The organism is Sorangium sp. So ce131 (assembly GCF_051519095.1).
In the GTDB taxonomy this organism is placed as follows: domain Bacteria; phylum Myxococcota_A; class Polyangia; order Polyangiales; family Polyangiaceae; genus Sorangium.
In genome coordinates this window covers 3,732,927-3,746,019 of record NZ_CP150455.1, presented here as the reverse complement: position 1 = coordinate 3,746,019, position 13,093 = coordinate 3,732,927, and the positions used below count along the sequence as shown (strand labels likewise).

Below are 13,093 nucleotides of genomic sequence, written 5' to 3'. Positions count from 1 at the left end.
GTGACGCCGAAGCCCGCCCTCGTGCGCCTCGACGGATCGAGCCCGCCCCGCGCCCGCAGGCGGGCCCACGCCGCGCTGGCCGCCCTGCTGGCGGCCGCGCTCTCGCCCGCCCCGGCGCGGGCGCAGCAGCCGCCGCAGGGCGCGCAGCAGCCGCCGCAGGGCGCGCCGGGGCAGGCGGCCCCGCCGGCGCCTCCCGGCCCGACGAGCGTGCCGCGCGGGGCCGACGGCGCGCTCGTGAAGCCCGCGGACGCCGCGCCCGCGCCGGCCGGCCGGGCGACGCCGCCGCGGGCGCTCAACTACACGCCGCCGGAGTACCCGAAGGAGGCCGAGCAGCAGGGGGTCGAGGGGTCGGTGACCCTCCAGCTGGACATCGACCGGAACGGGCGCGTGAAGCAGGCGGTCGTCGTCGAGAGCGGCGGGCACGGGTTCGACGAGTCGGCCGTGGCCGCCGCCCAGAAGCTCGAGTTCGAGCCTGCCCGGCGCGCCGACGGCACCCCCGCGGCGGCGCGCATCCTGTACCGCTACTCGTTCACGCTGAAGCCCGCCGCGCCGCCGCCGGACGCCGCGGGCGCGGCGACGCCCGCCGAGAACCTCCGCGGCACCGTGCTCGCCAGCGGCGGCGACGTCCCGCTCGCCGGCGCCACCGTGTCGGTCGCGCGCACCGGCGGCGCGGCGCGGGCGGGCGGCGGCGCGCCGCCACCCGCCCGCGCCGCCGCGCCGGAGCTCACCACCGACGAGAGCGGCGCCTTCCGCTTCGTCGACCTCCCGCCGGGGCGCTACCAGGTCACCATCGAGGCGCCCGGCTTCGAGCCGCTCTCCGTCGAGGAGGAGATCGCCGCCGGGGAGCAGCTCGAGGTGAAGTACCGGCTCCTGCCCCGCGGCGAGGGCCTCGAGGTCACGGTCCGCGGCGACCGCCCGCCCCGCGAGGTCACGAAGCGCACGCTCGAGCAGCGCGAGATCAACCGCATCCCCGGCACGAACGGCGACGCGCTGCGCTCGCTCCAGAACCTGCCGGGCGTGGCGCGCCCACCGACCGTCGCCGGCCTCCTCATCGTGCGCGGCTCCGGCCCGCAGGACACGCAGACCTTCATCGACGGCACCCAGGTGCCGCTCGTCTACCACTTCGGCGGCCTCTCCTCGGTCGTGCCGACCGAGATGCTCGAGAAGATCGACTTCTATCCCGGCAACTTCAGCGCCAAGTACGGCCGCGTGCAGGGCGGCATCGTCGACGTCGCGCTGCGCTCCCCCAAGGCGGACGGCGAGTACCACGGCCTCGCCCAGATGGACCTGATCGACGCGCGCCTCCTGCTCGAGGGGCCCGTGCCGTTCCTCGAGAAGATCCGCTTCGCGGTGGCGGGCCGGCGGAGCTACATCGGCGAGTCGTTCGGCCCCGTGCTCGAGGCCGCGGGCGCGGGCGTCACCCAGGCGCCCGTCTACTACGACTACCAGGCCCTGCTCGAGGCCGAGCCGACGCCCTCGTCGCGCCTCCGCCTCGCGTTCTTCGGGTCGGACGACGCGCTCGAGCTGCTCCTCAGCGATCCGGTGCCGAACGAGCCGGCCCTCTCCGGCAACGTCGGGCTGCACACCGCGTTTCAGCGGCTGCAGGTCCGCTACGACCACGAGCTCACCGACCGGGACCGGCTCGAGGGCGTCGTCGCGCTCGGCCGCGACGACGCCGACTTCGGGGTCGGGCCGATCTACTTCCAGATCGATCTGAAGACGCTCTCCGGCCGCCTCGAGTACTCCCGGCGGCTGTCCAAGGGGGCGACGTTCAACGCGGGGCTCGACATGTCCACGGGCCTCTACAAGGTGAGCTTCCGCGGCCCCGCGCCGAACCGCCCGGGCGAGCCGCCGAACCAGCCGTTCTCGACGCGCACCCTCCAGGAGGTCTCGCGCGACGGCTCGTTCTACTTCCCCGCGGCCTACGCGGAGCTCGAGCTCGCCCCGAGCGCCCGCGCGAAGCTCGTCCCGGGCCTGCGCCTCGACTACCAGGACCTCAACCAGCAGGCCACCGTGAGCCCGCGGGTCAACGGGCGCGTCGACGTCGCGCACGGGTTCCCGCGCACCACGGTGAAGGGCGGCGTCGGCGTGTTCCACCAGCCGCCGCAGTTCAACGAGGTGATCCCGCCGCTCGGCAACCCGAACCTGCGGGCGACGCGGGCGCTGCACTACGCGGTCGGCGTCGAGCAGGAGCTCACCCGGAACATCGAGGCGTCGGCCGAGGGGTTCTACAAGCAGCTCGACGACCTCGTGGTCGGCCTCGACCAGGCGAGCACGGTCCAGCTCCAGTACCGGAACGCCGGGTCCGGCCGGGTCGTCGGCGGGGAGTTCCTGCTCAAGTACAAGCCCGACGACCGCTTCTTCGGCTGGGCCGCGTACACGCTCTCCCGCAGCACGCGGGTGCCGGGGCCCGGCGAGGCGGAGCGGCTCGTCTCGTTCGACCAGACCCACATCCTGACGGTGCTCGGCAGCTACCGCCTCGGCGACGGCTGGGAGTTCGGCGCCCGGTTCCGCCTCGTCTCCGGCAACCTCGTCACGCCCAACGTGTGCAACGTCTACGAGCAGAGCTGCGACCCGTACCGCACCAACGCGCTGTTCCACGCGCCGACCGGGACCTACACGCCGATCCCATTCTCCGGCACGAACACCGAGCGGCTCCCGGTGTTCCACCAGCTGGATCTGCGGCTCGACAAGACGTGGGCCTGGAAGCGCTTCCGGCTCTCGGCCTACCTCGACGTGCAGAACGTCTACAACAACGCGAACAGCGAGGCGATCCAGTACAACTACAACTATACGGCCCGCCAGTACGTCACAGGGCTGCCTGTCCTGCCGAGCTTCGGGATGCGAGGAGAGTTCTGAGATGCGATCCACGGGAGCGTTGGGCGGCGCGGGCGGCGCGGTGAAGCCCGCCGGCGCGCGGCGCGGGTGGCGGCGTGCGCTGCTCGGGACGCTGGCGCTCGGCGCGCTCGCCGCGCCGGCGATCGCCTCCGGGTGCGTCGCTGGCTTCGATCCGCCGAGCCTCGTGGACTCGCTCCGCGTCTTCGCGGTGGTCGCCGACAAGCCGTACGCCAACCCCGGCGACGAGGTCACCTTCCGGATCCATTACCAAGACGCGTTCGGCGACGACGACGACGCGTCGCGGCCGGTGTCGGTCTACTGGTTCGGCGGGTGCGAGAACCCGATCGGGGACGACTACTACGGCTGCTACGAGGACTTCGAGCCGCTCGCCGAGCAGCTCCAGGACTGGGAAGAGGGCGACCCGCCGCCCGAGCTCAACGGCGTGGCCGTGGGATTCGGCGACACCTACACGATCCGGATCGGGGAGGAGATCCTCTCGAGCCGCGAGCCCCCCGCCTCGGGCCCGCACTACGGCAGCGCCTTCGTCTTCTTCGTCGCCTGCGCCGGGAGGCCGGGCGCCGTGGAGGACCAGGGCACCGGGCGCGCCGGGACGTTCCCCATCGGCTGCTTCGACTCGAGCGGCCGCCGGCTCGGCGCGGACAGCTTCGTCCCCGGCTACACGCAGGTCTACGTCTTCGAGGACCGCCGCCCGAACGTGAACCCGACGATCGTGGATCTCGAGCTCGACGGCGAGTCCATGCCCGAGGACCTCGGCGCGATCCGCGAGGTCCGCCGCTGCCCCCTCAGCGCGGAGGAGCGGCGCGAGGTCGGGTGCAACGCGCCGGATCCGTTCACCGACTGCGAGGCGCACCGGCTGGAGGTGATCGTCGACAAGGACAAGGTGGCGGAGACCGACCCCGACGCGAAGCAGCAGTCGCTGAAGGAGAGCGTCTGGGTCAACTACTACGCCGATCAGGGCGACCTCGACGGGGGCATCAAGCTCGTGAACGACCCGTCCACGGGGTACATCGAGGACCACGCCGTGACGTGGATCGCCCCCGCGGAGCCGGGCATCGCCACGATCACCGCGGTGCTGCGCGACGTGCGCGGCGGCTCGCACGTGGTGCAGCGCCTCGTCCGCATCATCGAGTGACGCCGCCCCTCGGCGGCCCGAAATCCTGCTCGTTTCAGGCGGGTTCAGCCCGCTGCCACCGGGGTCCCAGAGCGGCGGTCACCCGCAGCCCGCTTCGAGCTGCGCGAGCTGCTCGATCAGCTGCGCCGGACTCTCCGCGGCGCACAGCGCGTCGGCGGCGTCGTGGACGGCGAGCCGGGCCACCTGCGCGAGCAGCTCGAGGTGCGCGCGCCCGCCCTCGCCGGAGACGAGCACGACGATCAGCCGGAGCGGCGCGCCGCCCGGGGTCGGCACGGCGAGCGGCTCGACCAGCGTCGCGAGCACGGCCGCGGCGCAGGCGCCCGGCAGGATCGCATGGGGGACCGCGACGCCGTTGCCGAGCGCGGTCGGCGACTCGCGCTCGCGCCGCAGGATCTCCTGCGCGAGCGCGCTCGCGGCGATCGCGCCGCCGGGCGGGGCGAGCCGGGACGCCGCGACGTCGATGACGTCCTCGAGGTGCGCGCACGAGAGGCGCAGCACGATGCGCTCCGGCGTGAGCAGCGCGCTCAGCCGCGGCGCGGGCGCCGCGCCGAACGGGGCGCCCAGCGGGAACTCGGCGTCGATGAACGCCTTGACGCGCGCGAGCTGCGGGCCGGTCAGGCGGCGGCGCGCGATCTCGAGGAAGAGCGCGTTCGCCGCCGGGACGCGGTCGAGGTAGCGGGCGACGAGCGGCTCGACCTGGTGGCCGAGCTCCAGGAGGAGCGCCGGCCGGAGGCCGAGCGCGCTCGCGATCGCCGTGAGCCGGTCGGGCGTGGGGATGGCGTCGTGCCCGTGCTCGACGCGGCTCAGGTAGGCGCTGGACACGCCGATGCGCTGCGCGAGCGCGCGCAGGCTCATGCCCGCCTCGACGCGGAGGAGCCGCAGCGCGGCCCCGAACTCGGCGAGGGCGCGCGCCCGCGAGGCGCTGCCGATGTCGGGGACCGCGGCCATGGGGCTCAGGTGCGATCCGGCTCGGGCTCGGACGCGAGCGCGAAGAGCTTCGCCGCGGGCGCCGGCGCCGCGGCGGGCGCCGTCGCGGGCTCATGGTGACGCACGACGAGCAGCGACGTCGGGCACCCCTGGATGATGTGCTCGGCGCGGATGCCGAACCGCCGCTGCGCGAGGCCCCACTCGGGCCCGACGCCGACCAGGACGAGGTCGTAGCCGCGCGCCGCCTCGTCCACCGCGGCCGCCGCGGGCGAGTCGTGCTCGACCACCTTGAGCGTCACCTTGGACTTCCGCAGCGCGCCGCCCTCCTCGCCCTCGAACACCTGGTCCACCGTCTCCTGCGCGCCGAGCGGCGCGTCGCCGGCCTTGCGCGTCGGCTTGACGACGTGGAGGATGGTGACGTCCGCGCCGACCTCCTGCACCAGCCGGCGGGCGAGCCCCAGCGCCGCCTTGTCGTGCGCGGTGCCGTGGAAGGGGACGAGCAACCGGCGGACCTCCTTGAGCCCGCGATCGATGAGCACGCCGACGTCGGTGCGGGCGCTGCGCATGACCTCGTAGACCGTGCCGCCGAGCACGGTCTGGCTGAACAGCGGCTTGTGCCACCCGACCAGCACGAGGTCGGCCTGCTTCACGTCGGCGACGTTGCAGATGTCGAGGCTCGGCTTGGGCGAGACGAAGGAGAGCGGCCGGACCTCGACGTCGAGCTCCTCGGCCCGCGCGAGCAGCGGCGCGAGCGCGCCCGGCCCCTGCCCCTCGGGCGCCTGGTTCAGGTAGAACGAGCCGCGGTCGGTCGGCGGGATGAGGCGCAGCGCGTAGAGGCGCCGCGCGTCGGGGCCGCGGCGGGCGAGCGCGCTCGCGAGCGTCACCATGCCGGGGCCGGTGCGCTCGTAGGAGACGCACATGAGCACGGTGTAGACCTCCGCCGCCGCGGCGGGGAGCGGCGTCCGGCCCGGCGCGTCGATGAGCTCCTTGGCGAGCTCCTCCGGCGGGTAGATCCAGCGCAGGAGCGGCGTGGTCATGAACGTCGTGACCAGCGCCATCAGCACCATCATCGTGAACAGCTTGGGCGAGATGATGCCGAGATCGAGCCCGAGGTTCAGGACGATGAGCTCCATCAGGCCGCGGGTGTTCATGAGGATGCCGAGCGCGCTCGCCTCGCGCCAGCGCAGGCCGGTGAGCCGGGCGGCCACGGTGCTGCCGCCGAACTTGCCGACGCAGGCGACCACGATGATGAGGCCGCACATCAGCCAGCCGTCCGCCGAGTTGAGGAGACCGATGTGGGTGCGCAGCCCGCTGTAGGCGAAGAAGAGCGGGAGCAGGAAGACCACCGCGAAATCCTCGAGCTTCTCGGCCAGGCTCTGCGCGAAGCTCGTGCCCTTCGGCATGATCGCGCCCAGCATGAAGGCGCCGAACAGCGGGTGGATGCCGATCATCTCGGTCGTCCAGCTCGACACGATGAGCAGGAGGAGCGTGACGGCGACGAGGTCCTGCGAGAGCCCCTCCTTGGTGCCGCCGCGCTCCCCGAGCCGGTCCAGGAACGGTCGGACCACGACCAGCATGCCGCCGATGTAGGCGCAGGCGAAGACCGTGGTCCAGACGGCGCCCACGAGGCCGGTGGCGCGCGAGATCGAGACGACGAACGCGAGGATGCACCAGGCGGTCACGTCATCCACGGCGGCGCAGGTGATCGTGAGCGCGCCGACCTTCGACTTGAGCAGGCGCCGCTCCGTGAGGATGCGCGCGAGCACGGGGAAGGCCGTGATGCTCATGGCGGCGCCCATGAACAGCGTGAACGAGCTGAAGGGGACGGAGCTGGCGGACAGGCGCGGGTAGAGATAGAGCGCGAGCAACCCGCCGAGCGCGAACGGCACGACGATGCTGGTGTGGCTGATGATGACCGAGGCGTGGCCGCGCCCGCGGAGCAGCTTCGGGTCGAGCTCCAGCCCGATGAGGAACATGAAGACGATGAGCCCGACCTCGCTCACCAGCTTGAGCAGCGGCAGCGACTGCTCGGCGAAGATGACCGCCGACGTCTCCGGGAAGAGCCAGCCGAACAGCGAGGGACCGAGCAGGATGCCCGCCGTGACCTCGGCGATGACCATCGGCTGCTCCAGCCTGCGGGCGATGAGGCCCACGAGGCGCGCGCACACGATGATCAGGAACGCCTGGATGAGGAAGCGGGTCAGCGAATTATGAACGAGTATCTCCACGACGTACGCTCCCTCCTGGTAAGTGTTAAGTGAACGCTTATCAGCAGATTTGCGACGCTGTCAAGCGAACGGACGCAAGGCGTCATGACACACGCGACCGGGTGTGGACGCATCGGACGAGCTGGGCAGTCGGGCGATGTCGGATAAAGTGGAGCGGAGCAGGTAAACGTGGCAGGCGAGCGCGACGCTGGGGAACGGCGCGTAGTCGCCAGCGCCGCTTTCATCCGCCTCCGTCACATGCGTCCCGGAGCGCCGGTTACATGCGTCCCGGAGCGGCGGTCACCCGCACAGGAGACGGGTCCAGATCGGCGTTTTCGGCGCGGAGGCGCACTCCTGTGCGCTGAGCACCGAAAACGCCGAGATGGGCCCGTATCCGAAGCGGGTGACCGCCTCTCCAGTCACCAGTCGGCGGGCATGTAGTCTTTGAGGAACTGGCCGTAGCGGTGCTGGCCGGTGAGCAGCCCGGAGAAGATGGGATCGCAGATGCGGGCGGCGCCGTCGACGATGTCGAGCGGCGGGTGGAAGCCGTGCTCCTCGAGCTTGCGGGCGGCGAGGGCCGCGGGGTCCTCGTCCGTGACCCAGCCGGTGTCGACGCTGTTCATGAAGATGCCGTCCTTCGCGTAGTCGGGCGCGGAGGTGCGCGTCATCATGTTGAGCGCGGCTTTCGCCATGTTGGTGTGAGGGTGCCTGTCCGTCTTGTACCGGCGGTAGAACTGCCCCTCCATCGCCGAGACGTTGACGATGTGGCGATCGAACGTCGGGTGGCGCAGCATGAGCGGCTTCAGCCGGGAGTTCAGCACGAAGGGGGCGACGGCATTCACGAGCTGGACCTCGAGCAGCTCGACGGTCGGGACCTCGGCGAGCGTCAGCCGCCAGCTGTTCATGCTCCGGAGATCGACCTGCTGGAGGTCGGCGTCGTAACGGCCCCTCGGAAAGAGCACCTCGTCGAGGGGCTCGTCCCCGGGGCCGGGGATCTGGGAGAGCAGCGCGGGCTCGCGGATGCCGGCGGAAGGGTCGCCGCCGGCGACGAGGGGGAGCGTGCCGCGCTCCCGGAGCGCGTCGTAGTCGCGGAGCAGCGGCCGGGCGCCCTCGGGGAGGGCGCGGACGGGCGCGGTCTCGCCCTCGATGAGGTGGGCATAGAAGCCCGGCGGGCGCCGCACGGTCTGGCAGGCGTTGTTGAGGAGGAAGTCGAGCCGGCCCTGCGTGCGCAGGAGGTGGCGCGTGAAGAGCTCGACGCTCGGCGTGTGGCGGAGGTCGAGGCCATAGATGGAGAGCCGCGAGCCCCACACGTCGAAGTCGCGCTCGGCCGAGAAGCGGCGGGCCGCGTCGTGCGGGAAGCGGGTGGTGACGATCACCCGCGCGCCGGCGCGGAGCAGCATGATCGCCGCCTGGTAGCCGATCTTGACGCGGGCGCCCGTGACCAGCGCGACGCGGCCGTCGAGCGGCGCGGTCTGGCTGCGCTTCTTGTAGTTGAAGTCGCCGCAGGGGGTGCACATCGCGTCGTAGAAGAAGTGCACCTTCCGGAACTCGGCCTTGCAGACATAACACTTGCGCGGCCGCGCGAGCTCCGGCGCGCCGGCGTCCGGCGGCGGCGCCGGCTCCGCGGCGAAGTCGACGGCCGGGGCGGCGGCCTCGGCGGAGTCGACGGCCGGAGCGGCGGCGCAGGCGAGCTCGACGGCCGGGGCGGCCGCGGTCGACGGGGAGAGGGCGGGCGCGTCCGGCGTGCGGAACACGGGATCGCGGCGGGCGACGCGGATGCCGGCGGCGTCGAGGATCGCGGTGTCGGCGGACCGCTGCGCGCGCCGGTCGCCCTTGCGGAAGGCCCGGGCGAGCTCGCGCTGCTCGGCGCGCTCGGGGCGCGAGACGCGGCCGGCGGCGAGGAGGAGCCGGCGGCGGTCCTCGGCGCTGACGTCGGCGAGCAGCGCGCGATCGTCGACGAGGGCCTCGAGCACCTTCAGGCAGGCGTCGAGATCGGCGGCTGTGAACGGCCGGCCTGCGCCGGCGGCCTCGCGGTCGGAGCTCATCGAAGCGGCGGTGCATAACACACCGGCGCCCCTCCCGCGAACCGCCGGCGCGGAGGGATCGGAGCTCAGCGCTGGTACGGGCAGCGCTTGCCGTCCTCGCCCGTCTCGGCGGGGACGCCCGTCTTGGGATCCACGGCGAGCGTGGCCGGGAACGGCTGAGCGCCGCGCCCCTGCGACGTCTCGGCGACCGAGAGCGCGATCGTGTCGCCGGAGCGCTTGAAGGTGCCCTTGTGATGGACGATGCCCGACCAGACGCACGCCACCTTCGGCGGACAGGGGGAGACGCGATCTTCCGCGGTGAAGCTGCCGTCCTTTACGAAGGAGAACACGCGCTCGTACTTGCGCGGCGCACACGCGGCGGAGCTCCAGGAGCCGAGCAGCACCTCGTCGCCGGGCGCTTGCGCCGGAGGCGCGCTCGACGTCGGCGGCGCGGTCGGCGCGGCGGTGGTGGGCGCCGTGGCCGTGGGCGACGGCTCGGGCGCGGTCGCGGTGGGCGCCGTGGCCGTGGGCGCCGTGGCCGTGGGCGCCGTGGCCGTGGGCGCCGTGGCCGTGGGCGACGGCTCGGGCGCGGGCTCTCGGGGACCGTTGACGGTGCACGCAGCGAGCGACGTCAGCAGCGCGGCGAGGGGCAGGCGGGAGGTTCGCATCGCAGGCGCTCATCCCACGACAGCTCGACCGTCGCAACCGCGCGTGTCGCGCTCGATCGGCGGCGGCGGCGGCGGCGCCGCCGCCGCCGCGGCGACGCCCGCGCGCGGCGTGGCCCCGCGCGCGTCATCCCAGCAGCGCGAGCAGGTCCTCCCGCGTGAGCGAGACCGCCTTGTCCGCCTCGCCCAGCGCGGCGCCCGCGATCGCGCGCTTGCGCTCCTGGAGCGCGAGGATCCCCTCCTCCACCGTGTCCTTCGCGACGAGCCGGTGGACCATCACCGGGCGGTGCTGCCCGATGCGGTGGGCGCGGTCCGCCGCCTGATCCTCGACCGCCGGGTTCCACCACGGGTCGAGCAGGAACACGTGGTCCGCCGCGGTCAGGTTCAGGCCTGTGCCGCCCGCCTTGAGCGAGATGAGCATCACCGGAGGGCCGCCCGCCGACTGGAACTCCGCCACCACCGCGCCGCGGTCGCGCGTCGCGCCGTCCAGGCGCGTGAACGAGATCCCCGCCTCGGCGAGGTGCGGCTCGACGAGGTCGAGCAGCGACGTCCACTGCGAGAAGACGAGCGCCTTGTGGCCGTCCGCCACGCACTCCTCCAGCGCCTCGAGCAGCCGCGTCACCTTGGCGGAGGGCGCGGTCCGCGCCGCCAGCGCCGCGCCCGCCTCCCCGGCGTGCGAGCCCGGGATCAGCGCCGGGTGGCACGCCGCCTGGCGCAGGCGGAGCAGCGCCTCCAGCGCCGCCATGACGCTCGCCCCCGCGGCGAGCTTCGCCACCACGTCCTTGCGGGTGGCCGCGTGCACCGCGTCGTAGAGCTCGCGCTCGGCCTCCTCGAGCTCGCAGTAGAGCACCGTCTCCGAGCGCGGCGGCAGCTCGGGCGCCACCTCGCGCTTCAGCCGCCGCAGCACGAAGGGGCGGATCTTCTGCCGCAGCTCGGCCGCCGCGCCCTGCACGCCGTCGGCGATCGGCCGGCCGTAGCGATCCTGGAAGGCGCTGCGCCCGCCGAGCAGGCCGCGGTTCGTGAAGTGGAGCAGGCTCCAGAGCTCGTCGAGGCGGTTCTCGACCGGCGTGCCGCTCAGCGCGACGCGCAGCTCGGCGCGCAGCGCGAACGCCGCCCGCGCGGCCTGGCTGTCGGGGTTCTTGATCGCCTGCGCCTCGTCCAGCACCACCACGTCCCAGGCCTGCGCCGCGAGCAGCTCGACGTCGTTGCGGAGCACGGCGTAGGTGGTCAGCGTGATGTCGGCCGCGGGATCGAGCGCGCGCCGCGCGCCGTGGTAGATCGCGAACCGGAGGCCGGGGCGGAACCGCCGGATCTCGTCGGCCCAGTTGTGGACGACGCTGCGCGGGCACACGACGAGGGTGCGGCCGCGCAGGGCGCAGAGCGTCTGCAGCGTCTTGCCGAGCCCCATGTCGTCGGCCAGCACCGCGCCGAGGCCGGCGTCGCGCAGGAACGAGAGCCAGTCGACGCCGCGGCGCTGGTAGGGGCGCAGCGTCGCGGTGAGGTCGGGCGGCAGCGGCGCCTCCGGGAGCGACGCGAAGCCGTCGAGCAGCGGCATCAGCCGGTCGAAGCCGGACGGGCGCGGGTGCTCGATCTCGTCGCACAGCGCGGCGAGCGACGGCAGCGCCGCGGGCGGCACCTCCTTGTCGTCGCGCCGCGCCGCGAGCAGGTCGGCGACGCGCGCGCCGTACTTCTCGAGCCACGCCGAGGGCAGCGGCGCCCACCCGCCGCCGAGCAGCGGCACGAGCGGCAGGCCGTCCTGCCAGGCGCGGATCACGGCCGCGGCGTCCGCGCGCCGCGGCGGCGCGCCGGCGCCCTCCTCGTCCGCCCCGTCGCTCCGCCCGGCGGAGAGCGTGAACTCGACGTCGAAGGCGCGGTCGTCGATGACGAAGCGCGGCACGAGCTCGGCCTTGCCGAAGAGCTCGCCGCGGGCGTCGGCGAACACGCGCGCGTCCCACGCCTCGAGGCGCGAGGCGAAGCGGATCGCCTCGGCGCCGTCGAAGTCGACCCGGCGGCCCGGGATGAGGTGGAGCTCGTCGCGCAGGCGGATGAGCAGCTCGCGCTCGGCGGCCTCGTCGCGGACGGGCACGGGGCCGGACAGGTGCACGAGCCGCCCGTTCTCGATGCGCGCCTCCGGCGGATCGCCGTACACGAGGCTGGGCACGACCGAGAGCGTGTGGTCCTTCTGGCTGAGCTCGAGGAGGATCCGCGGGCGGGACGCGCCGCCCGCGCGGGGCAGCCGCTGGCTCTGCACCGTGACCGGGACGCGCTTCTGCAGCTCGGGCAGGACCTGGGTCACGAGCTTGCCGAGGTCCGCGCGCGCGAACACCCGCCGGAGCGGCAGCCGCTCGAGCTTCGGGCCGGTGAGGTCCGTCTCCCGGAGCAGGTGGAGCGTGCCGCCGCACCGGACGACGCCGGACGCGATGACCTCGTCGACGCGCCCGTCGCGCTCCACGAGGAGCGCGATGCCGTCGTCGTGGTCGCGCACCGTCGCGCGGGGGCCGATCGCCTCGCTGGAGACGCGGACGGGCGCGCCGTCGAGCTCCACGTCGGCGACGCCGGCCAGCGCGGCGAAGAGCTCGGGCTGGCGATCCGAGGGGAAGTAGCCGTGCTGCTTGGTGCCCACGAGGCGGTCGATCGCGAGGTCCTCGTGCGTGGGGTAGAGCTCGGGCGGCTTCGGTCCGGGCCGGCCCTCGGACGCGGGCCCCCGCAGGGCGCGCCCGCCGAGGCTGGCGAGCGAGAACCGGAGCGGCTCCTCGGCGCCGCTCGCGTGCACGATCATCCGCTCGAGCGCGAGCACGAGGCCCTTGCGCCGGAGCCGGTAACGCAGCCGGGCGGGGGCGGGCCCGGGCGCGGCGCCCGACGCCGGCGGCTGGCCCGACGCCGGCGACGCGCTCGACGCCGGCGACACGCTCGACGCCGGCGACGCGCTCGACGCCGGCGACGCGCTCGACGCCGGCGCCTGCGAGAGCGCGATGGCCGCGGCGACGACGTGCGCGCAAGGGTCGACCTTGCCGCCGCAATCGCACGTCCACTCGGCGTCCGCGGGGTAGAGGGTGACGCTCGGCGCGACGAGCTGGCCGGGCGCCTTGACGCGGATCAGGACGGCCTCGCCGCGGTCCTCCCGGCCGAAGGCGGCGCCCTCGCGGGCGAGCTTCACCCCCTGCGACCAGAGGCCCGGAAGACAGGCTTTGCGGATGGCTTCGAGAAGACCCTGCACGGCGACTCCAGACGCCCTCGCCGGGCCCGCGGCGCGGCGAGCGCGCTCTCTGGACCGGCGAC

The 13,093-nt window shown here is 73.9% G+C and carries 7 protein-coding genes; 2 read left to right on the top strand and 5 right to left on the bottom strand.

From position 1 onward, the window contains the following. Together WMF43_RS13870 and WMF43_RS13865 are read left to right on the top strand one after the other, a co-directional pair. Entirely contained in the window at window positions 1-2,859 is a 2,859-nt protein-coding gene (locus tag WMF43_RS13870) for a TonB-dependent receptor domain-containing protein (protein ID WP_437680538.1), read from the top strand. 1 nt (window position 2,860) lies between these two features. Further along, window positions 2,861-3,991: a hypothetical protein gene (locus WMF43_RS13865; protein ID WP_437680536.1), complete on the top strand. Its 1,131-nt coding sequence runs from the start codon at window positions 2,861-2,863 to the stop codon at window positions 3,989-3,991. 78 nt (window positions 3,992-4,069) lie between these two features. Here WMF43_RS13865 and WMF43_RS13860 read toward each other — a convergent pair whose 3' ends face one another. The 5 genes from WMF43_RS13860 to WMF43_RS13840 all read right to left on the bottom strand — a co-directional run bounded on the left by WMF43_RS13860 (window position 4,070) and on the right by WMF43_RS13840 (window position 13,031). After that, complete coding sequence (locus WMF43_RS13860; protein ID WP_437680534.1) at window positions 4,070-4,939, bottom strand: PTS sugar transporter subunit IIA; 870 nt, start codon at window positions 4,937-4,939, stop codon at window positions 4,070-4,072. 5 nt (window positions 4,940-4,944) lie between these two features. Next, window positions 4,945-7,146, bottom strand: coding sequence for a cation:proton antiporter domain-containing protein (locus WMF43_RS13855; RefSeq protein WP_437680533.1), 2,202 nt, complete (start codon window positions 7,144-7,146; stop codon window positions 4,945-4,947). A gap of 398 nt (window positions 7,147-7,544) precedes the next feature. Further along, entirely contained in the window at window positions 7,545-9,170 is a 1,626-nt protein-coding gene (locus WMF43_RS13850) for an SDR family NAD(P)-dependent oxidoreductase (protein WP_437680531.1), read from the bottom strand. 65 nt (window positions 9,171-9,235) lie between these two features. Then, entirely contained in the window at window positions 9,236-9,817 is a 582-nt protein-coding gene (locus tag WMF43_RS13845; RefSeq protein WP_437680529.1) for a hypothetical protein, read from the bottom strand. A gap of 124 nt (window positions 9,818-9,941) precedes the next feature. Beyond that, window positions 9,942-13,031, bottom strand: a complete 3,090-nt coding sequence (locus WMF43_RS13840; protein ID WP_437680527.1) for a DEAD/DEAH box helicase — start codon at window positions 13,029-13,031, stop codon at window positions 9,942-9,944. Window positions 13,032-13,093 lie beyond the last annotated feature (62 nt).

Coding starts and splice junctions, on each gene's coding strand:
- WMF43_RS13845 (WP_437680529.1), bottom strand. CDS start 9,817: ATGCGAACCTCCCGCCTGCCCCTCGCCGCGCTGCTGACGTCGCTCGCT.
- WMF43_RS13850 (WP_437680531.1), bottom strand. CDS start 9,170: ATGAGCTCCGACCGCGAGGCCGCCGGCGCAGGCCGGCCGTTCACAGCC.
- WMF43_RS13860 (WP_437680534.1), bottom strand. CDS start 4,939: ATGGCCGCGGTCCCCGACATCGGCAGCGCCTCGCGGGCGCGCGCCCTC.
- WMF43_RS13865 (WP_437680536.1), top strand. CDS start 2,861: ATGCGATCCACGGGAGCGTTGGGCGGCGCGGGCGGCGCGGTGAAGCCC.